This window comes from Pseudomonas sp. Pso3 (assembly GCF_055393275.1).
The window spans coordinates 1,257,366-1,275,562 of sequence record NZ_AP043687.1; the positions used below are offsets into that span (position 1 = coordinate 1,257,366).

The 18,197-nt window shown below is 67.5% G+C and carries 22 protein-coding genes; 21 read left to right on the plus strand and 1 reads right to left on the minus strand.

Annotated elements, in window-relative coordinates; genetic code table 11:
- The first annotated feature begins 3 nt into the window (after positions 1 to 3).
- The 16 genes from ACZ5R1_RS05865 (at position 4) to ACZ5R1_RS05940 (ending at position 13,777) form a co-directional block, all read left to right on the plus strand.
- The gene (locus ACZ5R1_RS05865) at positions 4 to 1,254 is read left to right on the plus strand and encodes a lipoprotein-releasing ABC transporter permease subunit (protein ID WP_027598359.1); all 1,251 of its coding nucleotides are present in this window, start codon (positions 4 to 6) and stop codon (positions 1,252 to 1,254) included.
- The gene (lolD, locus tag ACZ5R1_RS05870; RefSeq protein ID WP_026083696.1) at positions 1,247 to 1,948 is read left to right on the plus strand and encodes a lipoprotein-releasing ABC transporter ATP-binding protein LolD; all 702 of its coding nucleotides are present in this window, start codon (positions 1,247 to 1,249) and stop codon (positions 1,946 to 1,948) included. Before ACZ5R1_RS05865 ends, lolD begins: the two co-directional genes overlap by 8 nt.
- Before the next feature lie 7 nt (positions 1,949 to 1,955).
- Positions 1,956 to 3,197 carry a lipoprotein-releasing ABC transporter permease subunit gene (locus tag ACZ5R1_RS05875; RefSeq protein ID WP_027598358.1) on the plus strand — a complete coding sequence of 414 codons (1,242 nt, stop codon included), beginning with the start codon at positions 1,956 to 1,958 and terminating at the stop codon, positions 3,195 to 3,197.
- Between the two features lie 103 nt (positions 3,198 to 3,300).
- Entirely contained in the window at positions 3,301 to 5,541 is a 2,241-nt protein-coding gene (locus ACZ5R1_RS05880; protein WP_464712867.1) for a DNA internalization-related competence protein ComEC/Rec2, read from the plus strand.
- 191 nt (positions 5,542 to 5,732) lie between these two features.
- Positions 5,733 to 6,368: a MotA/TolQ/ExbB proton channel family protein gene (locus ACZ5R1_RS05885; RefSeq protein WP_007162403.1), complete on the plus strand. Its 636-nt coding sequence runs from the start codon at positions 5,733 to 5,735 to the stop codon at positions 6,366 to 6,368.
- On the plus strand, positions 6,365 to 6,805 hold the full coding sequence (locus tag ACZ5R1_RS05890) for an ExbD/TolR family protein (protein WP_007162404.1): 441 nt from the start codon (positions 6,365 to 6,367) through the stop codon (positions 6,803 to 6,805). Before ACZ5R1_RS05885 ends, ACZ5R1_RS05890 begins: the two co-directional genes overlap by 4 nt.
- A complete protein-coding gene (gene lpxK, locus ACZ5R1_RS05895) occupies positions 6,802 to 7,809 on the plus strand; it encodes a tetraacyldisaccharide 4'-kinase (RefSeq protein WP_042138166.1) in 1,008 nt (335 codons plus the stop codon). Before ACZ5R1_RS05890 ends, lpxK begins: the two co-directional genes overlap by 4 nt.
- A gap of 14 nt (positions 7,810 to 7,823) precedes the next feature.
- The gene (locus tag ACZ5R1_RS05900; RefSeq protein WP_007162406.1) at positions 7,824 to 8,009 is read left to right on the plus strand and encodes a Trm112 family protein; all 186 of its coding nucleotides are present in this window, start codon (positions 7,824 to 7,826) and stop codon (positions 8,007 to 8,009) included.
- Positions 8,006 to 8,770 (plus strand): 3-deoxy-manno-octulosonate cytidylyltransferase, encoded by a 765-nt coding sequence (gene kdsB / locus ACZ5R1_RS05905; protein WP_464712868.1) that lies wholly within the window; start codon positions 8,006 to 8,008, stop codon positions 8,768 to 8,770. The genes ACZ5R1_RS05900 and kdsB overlap by 4 nt, the downstream gene beginning before the upstream one ends.
- Positions 8,771 to 9,244, plus strand: coding sequence for a low molecular weight protein-tyrosine-phosphatase (locus ACZ5R1_RS05910; protein ID WP_464712869.1), 474 nt, complete (start codon positions 8,771 to 8,773; stop codon positions 9,242 to 9,244). It begins immediately after the preceding gene.
- Positions 9,234 to 10,256, plus strand: a complete 1,023-nt coding sequence (murB, locus tag ACZ5R1_RS05915; protein ID WP_314587191.1) for a UDP-N-acetylmuramate dehydrogenase — start codon at positions 9,234 to 9,236, stop codon at positions 10,254 to 10,256. Before ACZ5R1_RS05910 ends, murB begins: the two co-directional genes overlap by 11 nt.
- Complete coding sequence (gene petA, locus ACZ5R1_RS05920; RefSeq protein WP_267401397.1) at positions 10,253 to 10,825, plus strand: ubiquinol-cytochrome c reductase iron-sulfur subunit; 573 nt, start codon at positions 10,253 to 10,255, stop codon at positions 10,823 to 10,825. The genes murB and petA overlap by 4 nt, the downstream gene beginning before the upstream one ends.
- Positions 10,822 to 12,015: a cytochrome b gene (locus ACZ5R1_RS05925; RefSeq protein ID WP_464712870.1), complete on the plus strand. Its 1,194-nt coding sequence runs from the start codon at positions 10,822 to 10,824 to the stop codon at positions 12,013 to 12,015. Before petA ends, ACZ5R1_RS05925 begins: the two co-directional genes overlap by 4 nt.
- Positions 12,012 to 12,674, plus strand: a complete 663-nt coding sequence (locus ACZ5R1_RS05930) for a cytochrome c1 (RefSeq protein WP_464712871.1) — start codon at positions 12,012 to 12,014, stop codon at positions 12,672 to 12,674. Before ACZ5R1_RS05925 ends, ACZ5R1_RS05930 begins: the two co-directional genes overlap by 4 nt.
- Positions 12,675 to 12,746: 72 nt before the next feature.
- On the plus strand, positions 12,747 to 13,361 hold the full coding sequence (locus ACZ5R1_RS05935) for a glutathione S-transferase N-terminal domain-containing protein (protein ID WP_027598348.1): 615 nt from the start codon (positions 12,747 to 12,749) through the stop codon (positions 13,359 to 13,361).
- Positions 13,362 to 13,372: 11 nt separating this feature from the next.
- A complete protein-coding gene (locus ACZ5R1_RS05940; RefSeq protein ID WP_007162414.1) occupies positions 13,373 to 13,777 on the plus strand; it encodes a ClpXP protease specificity-enhancing factor in 405 nt (134 codons plus the stop codon).
- A gap of 93 nt (positions 13,778 to 13,870) precedes the next feature.
- Here ACZ5R1_RS05940 and suhB read toward each other — a convergent pair whose 3' ends face one another.
- Positions 13,871 to 14,686, minus strand: a complete 816-nt coding sequence (gene suhB / locus ACZ5R1_RS05945; RefSeq protein ID WP_464712872.1) for a type III secretion system regulator SuhB — start codon at positions 14,684 to 14,686, stop codon at positions 13,871 to 13,873.
- Between the two features lie 140 nt (positions 14,687 to 14,826).
- On the opposite strand from suhB, the gene trmJ reads away from it, so the two are divergent.
- The 5 genes from trmJ (at position 14,827) to iscA (ending at position 18,192) form a co-directional block, all read left to right on the plus strand.
- A complete protein-coding gene (gene trmJ / locus ACZ5R1_RS05950; RefSeq protein ID WP_042138184.1) occupies positions 14,827 to 15,615 on the plus strand; it encodes a tRNA (cytosine(32)/uridine(32)-2'-O)-methyltransferase TrmJ in 789 nt (262 codons plus the stop codon).
- A gap of 84 nt (positions 15,616 to 15,699) precedes the next feature.
- Complete coding sequence (iscR, locus tag ACZ5R1_RS05955) at positions 15,700 to 16,197, plus strand: Fe-S cluster assembly transcriptional regulator IscR (protein ID WP_464712873.1); 498 nt, start codon at positions 15,700 to 15,702, stop codon at positions 16,195 to 16,197.
- A 31-nt stretch (positions 16,198 to 16,228) separates the two neighbouring features.
- Positions 16,229 to 17,443 (plus strand): IscS subfamily cysteine desulfurase, encoded by a 1,215-nt coding sequence (locus ACZ5R1_RS05960; protein WP_144948228.1) that lies wholly within the window; start codon positions 16,229 to 16,231, stop codon positions 17,441 to 17,443.
- 29 nt (positions 17,444 to 17,472) lie between these two features.
- The gene (iscU, locus tag ACZ5R1_RS05965; RefSeq protein WP_007162419.1) at positions 17,473 to 17,859 is read left to right on the plus strand and encodes a Fe-S cluster assembly scaffold IscU; all 387 of its coding nucleotides are present in this window, start codon (positions 17,473 to 17,475) and stop codon (positions 17,857 to 17,859) included.
- A gap of 9 nt (positions 17,860 to 17,868) precedes the next feature.
- A complete protein-coding gene (gene iscA / locus ACZ5R1_RS05970) occupies positions 17,869 to 18,192 on the plus strand; it encodes an iron-sulfur cluster assembly protein IscA (protein WP_007162420.1) in 324 nt (107 codons plus the stop codon).
- Positions 18,193 to 18,197: the final 5 nt, after the last annotated feature.

An 18,197-nucleotide genomic window follows, 5' to 3' on the forward strand; every position in this document is an offset into this window, starting at 1 on the left:
CCTATGTTCAGACCCCTGCCGATCTACCTTGGCCTGCGTTACGTCCGCGCCAAGCGCCGCAACCATTTCGTCTCCTTCATCTCGCTCACCTCCATGATCGGCCTGGCCCTCGGCGTGGTCGTGATGATCGTGGTGCTGTCGGTCATGAACGGCTTCGACCGCGAGATGCGCGATCGCGTCCTCGGCATGATTCCCCATGCGACGGTGGAGTCCTACCAGCCGGTCAACGACTGGCGCAGCGTGCGCGAATTGGCGCTGCAGAACAGCCAGGTGGCCGCGGTGGCGCCCTTCACCCAGTTGCAGGGCATGCTGGCCCACGACAAGGCGGTGCAGACGGTATTGCTCAACGCCATCGATCCGGCCGAGGAGCCCAAGGTCTCGATCATCCCCAGCTTCATGCGCGAGGGCCGGCTCGACGACCTCAAGCCGGGCGAATTCGGCATCATCATCGGCTCTCTGGCCGCCGAGAAACTGGGCGTCAAGGTCGGCGACAAGCTCACCTATATCGCCCCGGAAGTGGCCGTGACCCCGGCCGGCATGTTTCCGCGCATGAAGAGATTCACCGTGGTGGGCATCTTCAGCGTCGGCGCCGGCGAGCTGGACGGCTCGGTGGGCCTGATCGACATCGAGGACGCCGCGCGGCTGCAGCGCTGGCCGGCGAACGCGGTGCAGGGCGTGCGCCTCAAGCTGCACGACCTGTTCCAGGCGCCGGACGTGTCCTGGAACATCGCTCGCCAGCTGCCGGGCAACGACTGGTACGCCCGCGACTGGACCCGCACCCACGGCAATCTCTACCAGGCCATCGGCATGGAAAAGACCATGATCGGCCTGCTCCTGCTGCTGATCGTCGCCGTGGCCGCCTTCAACATCGTCTCCACCCTGGTGATGGTGGTGACCGACAAGAAATCCGACATCGCCATCCTGCGCACCCTGGGCGCCACGCCCCGGCAGATCATGGCGGTGTTCATGGTCCAGGGGACCTTCATCGGCGTCATCGGCACCGCCATCGGCTGCCTGCTGGGCGTGCTCGCCGCGCTCAACGTCAGCGCCGCCCTGGCCTGGGTGCAGCGGGTCACCGGGCACCAGTTCCTCAACGCCGAGGTGTACTTCATCGACTACCTGCCGGCGCAGCTGCAGCTGCACGACGTCCTGCTGGTCTGCGGCGCGTCCTTTGCCCTGAGCTTCCTGGCCACGCTCTATCCCTCCTGGAGCGCCGCCCGTACCCAACCCGCCGAGGCCCTGCGTTATGAATGATCGAGCCGTTTTGCGTTGCCAGGACCTGGGCAAGCGCTACGAGGAAGGCCCCCAGACCGTCGAGGTGCTGAGCAACGTCCAGCTGACCCTGCAACCGGGCGAGCGGGTGTCCATCGTCGGCAGTTCGGGGTCGGGCAAGACCACCCTGCTGAACCTGCTCGGCGGCCTGGATACCCCCAGCAGCGGCAGTGTCTGGCTCGACGGCGAGGAGCTGTCGGCGCTCAACGAGAAGGCCCGCGGCCTCCTGCGCAATCGCGCCATGGGCTTCGTCTACCAGTTCCACCACCTGCTGCCCGAATTCAGCGCCCTGGAAAACGTCTGCATGCCTCTGCTGATCGGCAAGGCCTCCATCGGCGAGGCCCGCGAGCGCGCCGCCAAGCTGCTGGAGCGGGTCGGTCTCGGCCATCGCCTGGGCCACAAGCCGGCCGAGCTGTCCGGTGGCGAGCGCCAGCGCGTGGCCATCGCCCGGGCGCTGGTCAACCAGCCCAAGCTGGTGCTGCTCGACGAACCCACCGGCAACCTCGACCAGCACACCGCCCACGGCATCCAGGATCTGATGCTGGAGCTGTCCACCTCGCTGCGCACCGCCTTCCTGGTGGTGACCCACGACCAGGTGCTGGCCGGCCAGATGGACCGGATGCTGCGCCTGGACGAAGGCCATCTGGTCGACGCCACGCCGGCCCGGCAGGTCTGAGGTCGCCATGTTCAGACCGCTTTCGCTGTTCATCGGCCTGAGATACACCCGCGCCAAGCGGCGCAAGTCGTTCATCTCCTTCTTCTCGCTGGTCTCCATGTTCGGCCTGGCGCTGGGCGTGCTGGCCATGATCCTGGTGCTGTCGGTGATGAACGGCTTCCAGGAGGAAATGCGTGGCCGCATCCTTGGCATGGTGCCCCATGCCTTCATCAGCGCGGCCCAGCCGCTGGACGACTGGCGCCCGCTGGCGGCCAAGGCCGAGCAGCAGCCCCATGTGCTGGCGGCGGTGCCCTATACCCAGTTGCAGGGCATGCTCTCGGTACGGGGGCGCATGCAGCCGCTGCTGGTGGACGGCATCGATCCCGCCCAGGAAAAACGCGTGTCCATCGTCGGCGAGCGCATGACCCAGGGCAGTCTTGACGCCCTCAAGCCCGGCGAATTCGGCATCGTGCTGGGCGAGATCGCCGCGCGGCGCTTCCAGCTGGAGCTGGGCAGCCAGGTCACGGTGATCATCCCCGAGGTCGGCGCCACCGGCAGCATCACCCCGCGGCTGCGGCGCTTCACCGTGGTCGGCACCTTCAAGGTCGGCGCCGAACTGGATGCCTCCCTGGCGCTGATCAACGTCGCCGATGCCGCGCCGCTCAAGGGCTGGCAGCCGGGCCAGGTGGAAAGCATCCGCCTGGCGCTGGACGATCTGTTCCAGGCGCCGCGCATTTCCCGTGACGTGGCCAAGGCCCTCGGCGACGGCTACCAGGCGCGCGACTGGACGATCTCCCAGGGCAGCCTGTTCCAGGCCATGCAGATGGAAAAGACCATGATCGGCCTGCTGCTCTTGCTGATCGTCGCCGTGGCCGCCTTCAACATCATCGCCACCCTGATCATGGTGGTGGCCGACAAGAAGGCCGACATCGCCATCCTGCGCACCCTGGGCGCTACGCCCGGGCAGATCATGGCGGTGTTCATGGTGCAGGGCACGGTGATCGGCCTGGTCGGTACCCTGATCGGCGGCGTGCTGGGCGTCATCGCGGCGCTCAACGTCAGCAGCTGGATCGCCGCCCTAGAGCGCCTGGTCGGCCACAAGCTGTTTGGCGGCGACATGTACTTCATCAGCAACCTGCCGTCGCGGCTGGAGCTGGAAGACGTGGTGCTGATCGCCGTGGCCGCCCTGAGCATGAGTTTCCTGGCGACCCTCTATCCCGCCTGGCGCGCCTCGCGCACCTCACCGGCCGAAGCCCTGCGCTACGACTGATTCCTGCCGGGCCAGGTGGCGCCATGCCCCTGGTCCTGTAGTGTCCAAACTGCTCTAATCCGCGCTTCTGAAGCCCTTTCGGCTCTCCATGGATGGAGTCCTGATGCGCGCCGCTCTGCTGTCCTTTGCCCTGGGCGTGCTGCTCCTGCGCGCCTTCGCCACGCTGCCGTCGCTACCGCTGCTGGCGGCCCTCGCGGCCGTGGCCCTGGTGCTGCTGTTCACCCGCCTCCTGGCGCTCGGTGCCCTCGGGCTGGGTCTGGCCTGGGCGTTGCTCAATGGCCACTGGGCGCTGGACGATCGCCTGGATCCGGCGCTGGAACAGCGGGTGCTGTGGATCGACGGCCAGATCAGCGGGCTGCCCACGGTGGACGCCGATTCGGTGAGTTTCGTGCTCGCCGGGGCGACCAGCCGCCGCGCGTTTGAGCTGCCGGCGCGGATCCGCCTGAGCTGGCACGGCGGGCCGCGCCCGCTGGCCGGCGAACGCTGGCGCCTGGCCGCGGAATTGCGCGGCCCCGCCGGTCTGGTCAACCCCCTCGGCCAGGATCGCGAAGCCTGGCTGCTGGCCCAAGGCATAGGCGCCACCGGCAGCGTCAAGGATGGCCAGCGCCTGGCCGCCGCCAGTGGCCTGGCGACCTGGCGCGACGGCATCCGGCAATACCTGCAGAGGCGCGATCCGGCCGGGCAGGGCGGGCTGCTCGCCGCCCTGGTGGTGGGCGACGGCTCGGGCATCACCGATGCCCAGTGGCAGCTGTTCCAGGACACCGGCACCGTGCACCTGATGGTCATCTCCGGGCAGCACATCGGCCTGATCGCCCTGGGCGTCTATGCCGGAGTGGTCCTCCTGGCGCGGCATGGCTGCTGGCCGCGCCGGCTGCCCTGGCGCCTGTCCGCGGCGGCGCTGACCATCGCCACCGCGCTGGGCTACGGACTGCTGGCCGGCTTCGAGGTGCCGGTGCAGCGGGCCTGCGTCATGGTCACCCTGGGCCTGGTCTGGCAACTCGGGCGCCAGCAGGTGCGGCTGGCGGATGCCGTGCTGCTGGCCCTGGTGCTGGTGCTGGCCGCCAATCCGCTGGTCAGTCTGCTGCCTGGATTCTGGCTGTCCTTTGGCGCCGTTCTGTTGCTGCTGTGGAGCTTTGCTGGCCGCCTGGGCCGCCTGCCCTGGTGGCTCACCCTCGGACGCGCCCAGTGGTGCATGGCCGTGGGCCTGGCGCCGCTGCTGCTGGCGCTGGGCCTGCCCCTGAGTCTGAGCGGCCCGCTGGCCAATGCCCTGGCCGTGCCGCTGATGGACCTGGCCATCGTGCCCCTGGCCCTGGCGGGGACGCTGCTGTCCCTGCTCTGGTCGCCGCTGGGAACTCCGGCCTTGCTGCTGGCGGGTGGCCTGCTGCAGGGACTGCTTTGGCTGCTGGGCGGCGTGGCGCACCTGGGGGCGGCCTGGCAACCGGTATTGGCACCGACTTGGGCGCTATGGCTGGCGGGGCTGGGCGCGCTGCTGGCCCTGCTGCCCGCGGGGGTGCCGCTGCGAGTCTTCGGCGCGCTGCTGATGCTGCCGGGGCTGTTTCCCCCGCCACCGCTACCCGCGGAGGGCCTGGCACGGATCACCGTGCTGGACGTGGGGCAGGGCCTGGCAGTGCTGGTCCGCACCCGTGACCATGCACTGCTCTATGATGCCGGTCCGCGCCAGGGCAGCTACGACAGCGGCGCCCGGGTCGTCCTGCCCAACCTGAAGGCCTTCGGCATCGGCAGCCTGGACGTCATGCTGCTCAGTCATGCCGATGCCGACCACGCCGGTGGTGCGCCGGCCGTGGCCAGGGAACTGCCGCCAGGACAGGTGCTCAGTGGCGAGGCGGGACGCCTCACGCCGGAACTGCACGCCCGGGACTGCACGGATGGGGCCGAGTGGCGCTGGAACGAGGTCGCATTCATCACCTGGTGGCATCCCGCTGCGGATTCCAACGCGTCCTCCTGCGTGCTCAGCGTCGTGGCCAGGGGCGAGCGCCTGTTGCTGACCGGCGACATCGACGCCCGCCGTGAAGCCGAACTGCTGGCCAGCGGTGTGCCCGTGGCGGCGGAATGGCTGGTCGCGCCGCACCACGGCAGTCGCAGCGGCTCCAGCGCCGCCTTCATCGACGCCGTCCAGCCACGTGGCGTGCTCATCTCCCGAGGGCTGAACAATCGCTATGGCCATCCCCATCCCCAGGTACTGGCGCGCTATCGCGAGCGCGGCGTGCTGCCCTACGACACCGCCGAGCGGGGCGCCCTGAGCTGGACCCTGGGTCGCTGGGAGGCACCACGCGGGCAACGCCAGGTGCGGCATTGGTGGCGGATAAGCCCGCCGACACCCTGATAGCCTATTCAAAGGCTGCTGCGCGTCGGCCAAACCGCGTTGAAAAGACCTTCGGAATGCTCATTTACCATTCGTAAACTCCGCTTCCTCAGGTCTTGTCGCCTTGTTTGTCTCTAGCTCGCGAGCCCTTGAACAGGCTCTCCGGCGTTCGTGCTAGAGTGGCCGCATTTTGCGGCAGGGGTAACGGTCTCGTGTTCGAAATGGTCAAAGCGGGCGGCTGGATGATGCTGCCGATCATTCTCAGTTCCATCCTGGCCACGGCCATCATCGCCGAGCGGCTGTGGACCCTCAGGCGCAGCCGGGTCGCACCGCCGACGCTGCTCGCCCAGGTCTGGCGCTGGATCCAGGACAAGCAGCTCAATGCCGAGCGGCTGCGCGAATTGCGCGCCGGATCGCCCTTGGGCGACATCCTCGCCGCGGGCCTGGCCAATTCCCGCCATGGCCGCGACATCATGAAGGAAGCCATCGAGGAAGCCGGCAGCCGCGTGGTGCACGATCTCGAGCGCTACCTCAACACCCTCGGCAGCATCGCCGCCCTGGCGCCCCTGATGGGTCTGCTGGGTACGGTGTTCGGCATGATCGACATCTTCAGCGCCTTCATGAACGACGGCATGGCCAATGCGCCCATCCTCGCCGGTGGCATCTCCAAGGCCCTGGTCACCACCGCCACCGGCCTGCTGGTGGCGATTCCCGCGGTGTTCTTCCATCGCTACCTGCTGCGCCGGGTCGATGAGCTGGTGGTGGGCATGGAGCAGGAAGCGGTCAAGCTGGTGGACATCCTTCACGGCGATCGCGAGGTGGACGTCCGCGAAGGAGCCCCGGCGTGAAATTCCGTCGCCGCGCCGGGGGCGCCGCTCGCGAAGAGGTCTATATCAACCTGGCGTCCTTCATCGACGTCATCTTCGTCCTGCTGCTGTTCTTCGTGGTGACCGCCACCTTCAGCAAGCCCAGCCAGCTGAAGATCGAACTGCCCGAGGCCGATAGCGCCGCCGCGGCCGCCAATCAGGGCAAAATCCTGGAAATCAGCATCACCGCCGAAGGCCAGATGGCGCTCAACGGCCAGACCCTGGCGCGCAACGACCTGACCGGCCTGACCACCGCGCTGCAGCGGGAATCCGGCGGCGACAACAGCCTGCCGCTGGTGATCACCGCCGATGGCCGCGCCACCCACCAGGCGGTGGTCATGGCCATGGACGCCGCCGGCAAGCTGGGTTTCAGCCAGTTGCGCATCACCACCCTCGAGGCCCAGGCGAAACGGCCGTGAGCCTGGGCGAGCGCCTGGTCCGCGCCTGGTACCAGGGGCATCCGGCCCTGGGCCTGCTGGCGCCGCTCGAAGCCCTCTATCGCCGGGTCGCCCGGCGCAAGCGCCAGCGTTTCCTGGCGGGGCAGGGCAGCATCCATCGCGCGCCGGTGCCGGTCATCGTGGTGGGCAATCTCACCGTGGGCGGTACCGGCAAGACGCCCATGATCCTCTGGCTGATCGGCCACCTGCGCGCCCGTGGGCTCAAGGTCGGGGTGGTCAGCCGCGGCTATGGCGCCACGCCGCCGAGTCTGCCCTGGCGGGTCCGGGCCAGCGACACCGCCGCCGTCGCCGGCGACGAGCCGCTGCTGATCGTGCAGCGCACCGGGGTGGCGCTGGTGACGGATCCCGACCGCGGTCGCGCCGTCGAACGCCTGCTCGCCGAAGAATCGCTCGACGTCATCCTCAGCGACGACGGCCTGCAGCACTATCGCCTGGCCCGCGACCTGGAGCTGGTGATGGTCGATGCGGCGCGCGGCTTCGGCAACGGTCGCTGCCTGCCGGCCGGCCCCCTGCGCGAACCCCTGGAGCGCCTGGCCGAGGTGGACGCCGTGATCCACAACGGCGCCGCGGTCGATCCGGCCGACGGCTTCGGCCTGACCCTGCAGCCCAGTGCCCTGGTCAATCTGCGCAGCGGCGAGACGCGACCGCTGGATTTCTTTCCGCCGGGGCAGCGCCTGCACGCCCTGGCCGGCATCGGCAACCCCGGGCGTTTCTTCGCCACCCTCGAAGGACTACACTGGCAGCCGTTGCCCCATGCCTTCGCCGATCACGCCACCTACAGCGCCGCGGACCTGACCTTCACCCCCGCGCTGCCGCTGGTGATGACCGAGAAGGACGCGGTCAAGTGCCGGTCCTTCGCCGCCGCCGACTGGTGGTACCTGGCGGTGGACGCCCAGCCCTCGGCCGCCTTCGTCGCCTGGCTGGACGGGCGTCTCGACCGACTCCTGCCCGAACACTCTCACTGACGGAACCTCTGCCCATGGATCTCAAGCTGCTGGACATCCTCGCCTGCCCCCTGACCAAGAGCCCGCTAATCTTGAGCGACGACAAGACCGAGCTCATCAGCAAGGCCGCCGGCCTGGCGTTCCCGATTCGCGACGGCATCCCGGTGATGCTGGAAAGCGAGGCGCGCATCATCACCACGGACGAGCGTCTGGATAAATGAGCGCCGCCTTCACCGTCGTCATTCCGGCGCGACTGGCCAGCACCCGGCTGCCCAACAAGCCGCTGCTCGACATCGCCGGCAAGCCGATGATCCATTACGTCTGGGAGCAGGCCCGCCGCAGCGGCGCCGAGCAGGTGGTGGTGGCGACCGACCACGACGACATCCTGCGTGCCTGCGAAGGCTTTGGCGCCCGGGTCCTGCTGACCCGCGCCGACCATGCCTCGGGCACCGATCGCCTGGCCGAGGTGGCCGAATTGCTCGGCCTGGCCAGCGAGGCCCTGGTGGTCAACGTCCAGGGCGACGAGCCGCTGATCCCGCCGGCGGTGATCGACCAGGTGGCGGGCAATCTCGCTGCCCATCCCGAAGCCGGCGTGGCCACCCTGGCCGAGCCGATCAGTGACGTCGACAGCCTGTTCAATCCCAATGTCGTCAAGGTGAGCACCGACGTGAACGGCCTGGCACTGACCTTCAGCCGGGCACCGCTGCCTTGGGCGCGCAACGCCTTCGCCAGCGATCGCGCGCAGCTGCCCCAGGGCTTTCCCTATCGTCGCCACATCGGCATCTACGCCTACCGCGCCGGCTTCCTCGCCGATTTCGTCAGCTGGGGTCCCTGCGCCCTGGAAGAGACCGAAGCCCTGGAGCAATTGCGCGCCCTCTGGCACGGCGTGCGCATCCATGTCGCCGATGCCCTGGAAGCGCCCCAGGCCGGCGTGGATACCCTGGAAGACCTCGAGCGCGTCCGTCGCCTGCTGGGAGCCTAGATGACCCTGCGCATCCTGTTCGTCTGCATGGGCAACATCTGCCGCTCGCCCACCGCCGAAGGCATCCTCAGGGCCAAGCTGGACGCCGCCGGCCTTGCCGAGGCTGTGGAGCTGGACTCGGCCGGCACCGGCGACTGGCATGTCGGCAAGGCACCGGATTCCCGGGCCATCCAGGCCGCGGCCGGTCGCGGCTATGACATCGCCGACCTGCGCGCGCGCCAGGTCGCTGAGGACGATTTCCAGCGCTTCGACCTGATCCTGGCCATGGACCAGGACAACCTCGCCTGGCTGGAGCAGCTGCGTCCGGGTGCGGGCGCGGTGCCCGAACTCTTCCTGGCGCGCCAGGGCCTGGCGGTGGACGAGGTGCCCGATCCCTATTACGGCGGCGCAGCCGGCTTCGAGCGGGTCCTCGACCTGCTGGAAAGTGCCTGCGATGGCCTGGTCGCCGAGGTGGCTACCCGTCATGGTCGCTGAGCTGCAACAGCAGGTCCCGCTGCAGGGGCTCAATACCTTCGGCCTGGTGGCAGAAGCCGACCGCTATCTGGAAGCCGCCAGTGACGTCGAGGTCCGCGAGGCCCTGGCGCTGGCCCGGCAGTTGGGCGTGCCCCTGCGGGTGCTGGGCGGTGGCAGCAATCTGGTCCTGCCCGAGCGGGTCGAGGGCCTGGTAGTGCGACTGACCTCGCGCGGCATCCGTCTGCTGGCGGAGGAGGGCGATGCCCTGCTGGTGGAAGCCGAAGCCGGCGAGCCCTGGCACCCCTTCGTCATGGCCACCCTGGCCAATGGCTGGTACGGCCTGGAAAATCTCAGCCTGATCCCGGGCACCGTGGGCGCCTCGCCGATCCAGAACATCGGCGCCTATGGCGTCGAACTGAAGGACAGATGTGCGGGCGTCACGGCGCTCGACCGCCACAGCGGCGAACTCCATGACCTCAACCCGGCCGATTGCGCCTTCGCCTACCGCGAGAGTCGCTTCAAGGCCGAGACTGGTCGCTGGATCGTGCTGCGGGTGCGCTTCCACCTCAGTCGTAAGCCGCAGCTGGTGCTGGACTACGGCCCGGTGCGCCAGGCCCTGACCGAGGCGGGCGTCACGCAGCCGACCCCCGAGGCCGTCAGCGCGGCCATCTGCAGCATCCGCCAGAGCAAACTGCCCGACCCGGCGGTGCTGGGCAATGCCGGCAGCTTCTTCAAGAATCCGGTGGTGACCGCTGCCGAAGCCGCCGCGCTGCAGGGCCGCTATCCAGGTCTGCCGACCTATCCGCAGGCCGATGGCAGCGTCAAGCTGGCCGCCGGCTGGCTCATCGACCAGGCCGGCTGGCGCGGTCATCGCGATGGCGCCGTGGGGGTGCATGCCGCCCAGGCGCTGGTGCTGGTCAACTTCGGCGGCGCTCGCAGTCGCGACGTCCTGGCCCTGGCCGAGCGCATCCGCGCTTCGGTGCGCGAGCGCTTCGGCGTGACGCTGGAGATGGAGCCGGGAAGCCTGACGTGACCGACGATGCCCCCGATACCCAACGCCGCCGCCTGCTGATCGCCACCACCTCCGCCGTCGGCGGCCTGGGACTGGTGGCGGGTAGCGTGCCCTTCGTCTGCGCCCTGCGGCCCAGTCGTTCGGCGGAGGTGGCGGCGGCGCCGGTCGAGGTGGATCTCAAAACCCTGCGCGAAGGCGAGCAACTCACGGTGCAGTGGCGCGGCCAGCCAGTCTGCGTGCTGCGCCGCAGCGCGGCGGACCAGGCCCGGCTGTTGGCCGACCAGGCCGGCCTCGCCGACCCGGATTCCCGGGAATCCAGCCAGCCACCCTATGTCGATCCACGGCTGAGATCGCGGCGGCCGGACATCTTCGTGGTCACCGCTATCTGCACCCACCTGGGCTGTATTCCCTCCCTGGACACCGCAACGACGAACCAAGGCTATCTCTGTCCCTGCCATGGCTCCCATTTCGATCTCGCTGGGCGGGTCTATCGCGACCAGCCGGCACCCCTGAATCTGGCCGTGCCTCCCTATCACTTCAAAGGCGAGAGCCTGCTGGTGATCGGCAGCGACGGGGAGGGCGTGGCATGAGGGACAGGGAGCCCGGCTGGCTGGAGCGACGGCTGCCGATCGGCGCCTTCTGGCGCCGGCACCTCAGCGACTACCGGGTGCCGCGCAACCTCAACGTCTTCTATCTGTTCGGCTCGCTATTGCTCTTCATCCTGGCGCTGCAGGTGCTGACCGGACTCTGGCTACTGTTCGGCTATGAACCCACCGTGAAGGGTGCCTTCGCCTCGGTCCAGCTGTTCATGCGCGAGGTGCCCTTCGGCTGGCTGATCCGCTATCTGCATGCGGTGGGCGCCTCGGCGCTGTTCGTCTGCCTCTATCTGCACATGCTGCGCGGCCTGCTCTATGGCTCCTATCGCGCGCCACGGGAGCTGGTCTGGAGCTTTGGCGTGCTGCTCTATCTGCTCCTGCTGGCCCAGGCCTTCTTCGGCTATCTGCTGCCCTGGGGACAACTTTCCTACTGGGGCGCCCAGGTGTCCCTCAGTGCCGTCGAGGGCGTGCCCCTGATCGGCCCGACCCTGGCCGACCTGCTGCGCGGCGGGATAGTGCTGTCCGATGCCAGCCTGCGCCGCTTCCAGGCCCTGCATGTGGTCGGGCTGCCACTGCTGATCCTTGCACTGGTGAGCCTGCACGTCGTCGCCCTGCGCCAGACCGGCTCGAACAATCCCGAGGGTAACGAGCGCGAGGTAAGCGGTGCCGCCGGGGTGCCTTTCCATCCCTATCTGACGCTCAAGGACCTCTGCGGCCTGGCGGTCTTCCTGCTGGTCTTTCTCGCCGTGGTGCTGCTGGCGCCGGACCTGGGCGGACTGGTGCTGGAACCGGCCAACCAGCAGCCGGCCGATCCGCTGGTGACTCCCGCACATATCGCGCCGCCCTGGTACCTGGCCCCCTTCTATGCGCTGCTGCGCGCGGTGCCGAGCAAGGCCGGCGGTCTCGGCCTGGCGGCCCTGGCCATCGCCCTGCTGTTCGTCTTGCCCTGGCTGGATCGCAGTCCGGTCCGCTCGGTCCGCCGCAAGGCCTGGCCGGCGCGACTGGGGCTGTACCTGGCCTGCCTGGCCTTTGTCGCCCTGGGCGTGCTGGGCGTGGTCGCCCTGACCGATGGGCGCCTGCTGCTGGCGCGTCTGGCGGCGGGTGTCTATTTCATCGGCCTGCTGGGCATGCCCTGGTACAGCAGGCTGGGTCGTCCGCGTACGCCAGCGGAGTCCCGGTCATGAGTCGCGTTCTGCTGCTGGTCCTGCTGCTGTGCAGTGGTCTGGCCATGGGCACCGAAGGCGATCCCCGGGCCGGTGCCATCAGCTTCGGCCGCTATTGCCTGGCCTGCCATGGCCAGGAGTACCAGCGCTTCGACCGGGTCGCCGCCGATCTTCACCTCGACCTCGCCAGCTGGGCGCCCGGACGCACCCCCAGCGCGCCCATGCTCGGCCTGCTCAAGCCCGAGGACGCCCGGCGTGCCTTTGGCAGCGTGCCGCCGGATCTCACCCTGATCGCCGCGGTGCGCGGCGAGGCCTGGCTACGCGCCTTCCTGCAGGAATTCTATGTGGCGCCCGGGCGGCCGCTCGGGGTCGACAACCTCAGGGCACCCGGCACGCGCATGCCCGATGTCCTGGCCACCCTGCGCGGCCGCCAGGTGCGCGACTGCAGCGCGGGGCGTTGCGTGCTGCGCCTGGAACCCGGCAGCGGCGCCCAGACGCCCGAGCAGTTCGCGCGCACCGTCGACGATCTGGTCGCCTACCTCGGTTATTCCGCCGCGCCCGAGCGCAGCCTGGCCTGGCGCCTCGCGCCCTGGGTGCTGGGCTATCTGCTGCTGTTCGCCGTCCTGGCCTTCTGGCTCAAGCGCGAATTCTGGCGGCGATTGCCCGACAGTGAGCGATGAGACTAGGTGGCGGGCGGCAAGGTGCGAGATAATCCCTCCTTTGCAGCTTCGCCCCCAACGGGGGAGGGACCCATGGGCGCCATAACCCGCCTGACCTGTTTCCATGATCCCGAGGATCACTACAGCCATCGGATCCGTCTGATCCTGGCGGAAAAGAACGTCGAGTGCGAGCTGATCGCCGTGCGCCGGGGCGAGTGTCCGCGGCAGCTGGCCGAGCACAATCCCTATGGCACCGTGCCGACGCTGATGGATCGCGACCTGGTGCTCTATGGCACCGAGGTGCTCATGGAGTACCTCGAGGAACGCTATCCGCATCCGCCGCTGCTGCCGGCCTATCCGGTCACCCGTGGCCAGTCGCGACTGCTGATGCACCGCATCGGCCGTGACTGGTGCAGCCTGGTGGACGCCATCCTGCAGGCCGCGCCGGGCGCCGACCTCGCCACCGCACGCAAGGAATTGCGGGAGAGCCTGACCGGCGTGGCGCCGATCTTCGCGGAAAAACCCTTTTTCCTGAGCGACGACTTTTCCCTGGTGGACTGTTGCCTGCTCCCCCTCCTGTGGCGCCTGCCGCGCCTGGGCGTCGAATTGCCCCGGGCCGCCAAGCCGCTGCAGGACTACATGGATCGCATGTTCGCGCGCGACAGTTTCCGATCCAGTCTTTCGGTCACCGAGCGTGAGATGCGCTAGAGGAGAACCCCATGAATTCCAGTCGCCCCTACCTGGTCCGCGCGCTCTACGAGTGGATCGTGGACAACGACTGCACGCCCCATCTGCTGGTCAATGCCGACTACGCCGAGGTGCGCGTGCCGCCGGGCTATGCCAACGACGGCCAGATCGTGCTGAACGCCTCGCCCAGTGCCGTGCGCGACCTGCACATGGACAACGAGGCGGTGAGCTTCAATGGCCGCTTCGGCGGCGTGGCCTACAACCTCTACGTCCCGATCGGCGCCATCCTGGCCATCTACGCCCGGGAGAACGGCCAGGGCATGGTCTTCGACAGCGAGCCCAGCCCGCCGGATGACCAGGGTCCGGACACTGGCGGCAGCAAGCCCGAGGCGCCCAAGCCGGCACCGGCGCGGCCGAGTCTGAAAGTGGTCAAGTGATCCTGCCGGCCTGCCGCGAAGTCTCTTTGCGGCAGGCAAGAAAAAGCCCCTGTCGGCATTGCCGGCAGGGGCTTTTTCGTAAGCCAGGCGAACTCAGCGCTTGAGCGAGGCCGGCAGGTGCGGCTGGATCTGGGTCAGCAGGCCGCGGAAGCACTTGGGGTTGCCGGCGACGATGTGGCCCTTCTCGAGGAAGTCGTGGCCGCCGTTGAAGTCACCGATCAGGCCACCGGCTTCCTGCACCAGCAGGGCGCCTGCGGCCATGTCCCACTCCGACAGACCCATTTCCCAGAAGGCGTCGAAACGACCGGCGGCGACATAGGCCAGGTCCAGGGCGGCGGAGCCGGCGCGGCGGATGCCGGCGGTCTGACCGATCAGGCTGCGGAACATGCCCAGGTAGTTGTCCAGGTGATCGATGTCATTGGCACGGAAGGGGAAGCCGGTACCCAGCAGGGCACCTTCCAGGCTGCGCCGGTTGGTGACGCGGATGCGGCGACCGTTCAGGGCGGCACCGCGGCCACGGCTGGCGGTGAATTCTTCCTGACGCACCGGATCCAGGACCACGGCGTGCTCCAGGCGGCCCTTGTACTTGCAGGCGATGCTCACCGAGAAGTGCGGGACGCCACGGAGGAAGTTGGTGGTGCCGTCCAGCGGGTCGACGATCCAGACGTAGTCGGCGCCTTTGCCTTCGCCCGCCAGGTAGCCGGATTCCTCACCGTAGAAACCATGGGTGGGGTAGGCCTTGCGCAGGGTGGCGAGGATGGTCTGCTCGGCGGCCCGGTCGACTTCGGAGACGAAGTCGTTGGCGCCTTTTTCGTCGACGGCGATCACGTCCAGGCGCTCAATCGAACGGAAAATCAGTTCACCGGCGCTGCGGGCCGCGCGCAGTGCGATGTTCAGCATGGGCTGCATGGATAAATCACCTGGGTTGTATAAGGAAAGCCGGCAATGATAGCAGACTTCGCGGCACTGGAAGGGGTATTCGTGGCAAGCGGGCGCGTGTGGGCGTAGTATACGGCGCCGATTTCCCGCGTCCGCTCGAGGATAGCCACGTGCTGAACAACATCCGCGTCGTTCTGGTCAATACCAGCCATCCCGGCAACATCGGCGGTGCCGCCCGGGCAATGAAGAACATGGGCCTGTCGCGCCTCTATCTGGTCGATCCCGAGGACTTTCCCAGCGGCGAGGCCAATGCCCGCGCCTCCGGGGCCAACGACGTGCTCGACGCCGCCATCGTCGTCGACACCCTGGAAGAGGCCCTGGCCGGCTGCAGTCTGGTGCTGGGCACCAGCGCCCGCGATCGCCGCATCCCCTGGCCGCTGCTGGATCCGCGCGAATGCGCCACCACCTCCCTGGCCCAGGTGGAGCAGGGCGGCGAGGTGGCCCTGGTTTTCGGTCGCGAATACGCCGGCCTCACCAACGAGGAGCTGCAGCGCTGCCACTACCATGTGCACATCCCCTCGGACCCGGCCTTCGGCTCGCTCAACCTCGCCGCAGCGGTCCAGGTGCTGGTGTACGAGGTGCGCATGGCCTGGCTCGCGGCGCAGAACCAGCCGACCAAGATGAACAAGGTCGAGGCCACCGCCATGCTCAACACCCAGCCGGTGACGGTGGAGGAGCTGGAGCTCTATTACGAGCACCTGGAGCAGACCCTGGTGGAGATCGGCTTCCTCGATCCGGCCAAGCCGCGTCACCTGATGAGTCGCCTCCGCCGCCTCTATGGCCGGGCCGGCATCAGCAAGCTGGAGATGAACATCCTGCGCGGCATCCTCACCGAAACCCAGAAGGCCGCCCGGGGCGAATCTCATCCGCGGACTATCCCCCCGATAGATAATGCCTGAGTGATTTGGTCGGTTTTAAAGTTGACCTTTTTTGTCGGGAATCCGATAATCGGGGTCATCCGATGCAACCCGCTCGAGTTCGTCATGAGACTGACCACCAAAGGCCGCTATGCCGTAACCGCCATGCTCGACCTGGCGCTGCATGCCCAGCGGGGCCCGGTGTCGCTGGCCGACATTTCCGAGCGGCAGGGTATTTCGCTGTCCTATCTGGAGCAGCTGTTTGCCCGGCTGCGCCGCGGCTCGCTGGTCAACAGCGTACGCGGTCCCGGCGGCGGCTATCAGCTGGCGCGCGACATGGGCGGTATCCATGTCGCCCAGGTGATCGATGCCGTCAACGAATCCGTGGATGCCACCCGCTGCCAGGGCAGCGGGGGGTGTCACCAGGGTGATACCTGCCTGACCCACCACCTCTGGTGCGACCTGAGCGATCAGATCCACACCTTCCTCAGTGGCATCACCCTGGCCGACCTGGTCGCCCGCAACGAGATCCAGCAGGTTGCCAAGCGTCAGGACACCAAGGTCTGTGCCAGCAAGCAATCGCCTTTAACGGTCGAAAAAATCGAAGCGTCCACCATCGACTGAGCAGAGACGCCCGTCTGATTAGGAGTAACCGATGAAATTGCCGATCTACCTAGACTATTCCGCCACCACGCCCGTCGATCCGCGCGTCGCTCAGAAGATGAGCGAGTGCCTGCTGGTGGACGGCAACTTTGGCAACCCCGCATCGCGCTCCCACCTGTTCGGCTGGAAGGCCGAGGAAGCCGTGGAAAACGCCCGTCGTCAGGTGGCCGAACTGGTCAATGCCGACCCGCGCGAGATCGTCTGGACTTCCGGTGCCACCGAGTCCGACAACCTGGCCATCAAGGGCGCCGCGCACTTCTACCAGAACAAGGGCAAGCACCTGATCACCTCCAAGATCGAGCACAAGGCGGTGCTGGACACCACCCGCCAGCTCGAGCGCGAAGGCTTCGAGGTCACCTACCTCGAGCCGGGCGAAGATGGCCTGATCACCCCCGAGATGGTCGCGGCGGCCCTGCGTGACGACACCACCCTGGTGTCCATCATGCACGTCAACAACGAGATCGGTACCGTCAACGACATCGCCGCCATCGGCGAGCTGACCCGCTCCCGTGGCGTGCTCTTCCACGTCGATGCCGCCCAGTCCACCGGCAAGGTCGAGATCGATCTGGAAAAGCTCAAGGTCGACATGATGTCCTTCTCGGCGCACAAGACCTACGGTCCCAAGGGCATCGGCGCTCTTTACGTCCGCCGCAAGCCGCGCGTGCGTATCGAGGCCCAGACCCATGGTGGCGGTCATGAGCGTGGCATGCGTTCGGGTACCCTGGCGACCCACCAGATCGTCGGCATGGGCGAAGCCTTCCGCATCGCCAAGGAAGAGATGGTCCAGGAAAATGCCCGCATCAAGGCCCTGAGCGATCGCTTCTACCGGCAGTTCGAAGGCCTGGAAGAGGTCTACCTGAACGGCAGCCTGATCCACCGTGTGCCGCACAACCTGAACCTGAGCTTCAACTACGTCGAAGGCGAGTCGCTGATCATGGCGCTCAAGGACCTGGCGGTCTCGTCCGGTTCGGCCTGTACCTCGGCCTCCCTGGAGCCGTCCTACGTCCTGCGCGCCCTGGGCCGCAACGACGAGCTGGCGCACAGCTCCATCCGCTTCACCTTCGGTCGCTTCACCACCGAAGAAGACGTCGACTATGCCGCGAGCAAGGTCACCGAAGCCGTCAACAAGTTGCGTGAATTGTCTCCGCTGTGGGACATGTTCAAAGAAGGCGTAGACCTGAGTCAGGTCGAGTGGCAAGCCCACTGACCCACCCCCTGATGAGTGAGGATTGAACCATGGCATACAGTGAAAAGGTCATCGACCACTACGAAAATCCGCGCAACGTCGGCAAGTTCGACGCGGCTGATCCGGATGTCGGCACCGGCATGGTCGGCGCTCCCGCGTGCGGCGACGTGATGCGCCTGCAGATCAAGGTCAACGAGCAGGGCATCATCGAAGATGCCAAGTTCAAGACCTACGGCTGCGGCTCCGCCATCGCCTCCAGCTCCCTGGCCACCGAGTGGATGAAGGGCAAGAGCATCGAGGAAGCGGCGTCGATCAAGAACAGCATGATCGCCGAAGAACTGGCCCTGCCGCCGGTGAAGATCCACTGCTCGGTACTCGCCGAAGACGCCATCAAGGCGGCGGTCAGCGACTACAAGCAGAAGAAAGGCCTGCTCTGAGGAGGAACCATGGCGATCAGCATGACCGAGTCCGCCGCCCGCCACGTGCAGCGTTCCCTCGACGGACGCGGCAAGGGTGAGGGCATCCGCCTGGGCGTTCGTACCACGGGCTGCTCGGGACTGGCCTACGTACTCGAGTTCGTCGATGAATTCGCGGCCGAGGACCAGGTGTTCGAAAGCCATGGCGTCAAGGTCATCATCGACCCCAAGAGCCTGGTCTACCTGGACGGCACCGAGCTGGATTTCGTGCGTGAAGGCCTCAACGAGGGCTTCAAGTTCAACAATCCCAACGTGCGTGGCGAGTGTGGCTGCGGCGAAAGCTTCAACATCTGAGGCCC

Excerpts from the sequence above, each read along its gene's own strand:
- ACZ5R1_RS05865 (WP_027598359.1), top strand. The coding sequence starts at position 4 with ATGTTCAGACCCCTGCCGATCTACCTTGGCCTGCGTTACGTCCGCGCC.
- lolD (WP_026083696.1), top strand. The coding sequence starts at position 1,247 with ATGAATGATCGAGCCGTTTTGCGTTGCCAGGACCTGGGCAAGCGCTAC.
- ACZ5R1_RS05875 (WP_027598358.1), top strand. The coding sequence starts at position 1,956 with ATGTTCAGACCGCTTTCGCTGTTCATCGGCCTGAGATACACCCGCGCC.
- ACZ5R1_RS05880 (WP_464712867.1), top strand. The coding sequence starts at position 3,301 with ATGCGCGCCGCTCTGCTGTCCTTTGCCCTGGGCGTGCTGCTCCTGCGC.
- ACZ5R1_RS05900 (WP_007162406.1), top strand. The coding sequence starts at position 7,824 with ATGGATCTCAAGCTGCTGGACATCCTCGCCTGCCCCCTGACCAAGAGC.
- kdsB (WP_464712868.1), top strand. The coding sequence starts at position 8,006 with ATGAGCGCCGCCTTCACCGTCGTCATTCCGGCGCGACTGGCCAGCACC.
- ACZ5R1_RS05910 (WP_464712869.1), top strand. The coding sequence starts at position 8,771 with ATGACCCTGCGCATCCTGTTCGTCTGCATGGGCAACATCTGCCGCTCG.
- murB (WP_314587191.1), top strand. The coding sequence starts at position 9,234 with ATGGTCGCTGAGCTGCAACAGCAGGTCCCGCTGCAGGGGCTCAATACC.
- ACZ5R1_RS05925 (WP_464712870.1), top strand. The coding sequence starts at position 10,822 with ATGAGGGACAGGGAGCCCGGCTGGCTGGAGCGACGGCTGCCGATCGGC.
- ACZ5R1_RS05930 (WP_464712871.1), top strand. The coding sequence starts at position 12,012 with ATGAGTCGCGTTCTGCTGCTGGTCCTGCTGCTGTGCAGTGGTCTGGCC.
- ACZ5R1_RS05935 (WP_027598348.1), top strand. The coding sequence starts at position 12,747 with ATGGGCGCCATAACCCGCCTGACCTGTTTCCATGATCCCGAGGATCAC.
- ACZ5R1_RS05940 (WP_007162414.1), top strand. The coding sequence starts at position 13,373 with ATGAATTCCAGTCGCCCCTACCTGGTCCGCGCGCTCTACGAGTGGATC.
- suhB (WP_464712872.1), bottom strand. The coding sequence starts at position 14,686 with ATGCAGCCCATGCTGAACATCGCACTGCGCGCGGCCCGCAGCGCCGGT.
- iscR (WP_464712873.1), top strand. The coding sequence starts at position 15,700 with ATGAGACTGACCACCAAAGGCCGCTATGCCGTAACCGCCATGCTCGAC.
- ACZ5R1_RS05960 (WP_144948228.1), top strand. The coding sequence starts at position 16,229 with ATGAAATTGCCGATCTACCTAGACTATTCCGCCACCACGCCCGTCGAT.
- iscU (WP_007162419.1), top strand. The coding sequence starts at position 17,473 with ATGGCATACAGTGAAAAGGTCATCGACCACTACGAAAATCCGCGCAAC.
- iscA (WP_007162420.1), top strand. The coding sequence starts at position 17,869 with ATGGCGATCAGCATGACCGAGTCCGCCGCCCGCCACGTGCAGCGTTCC.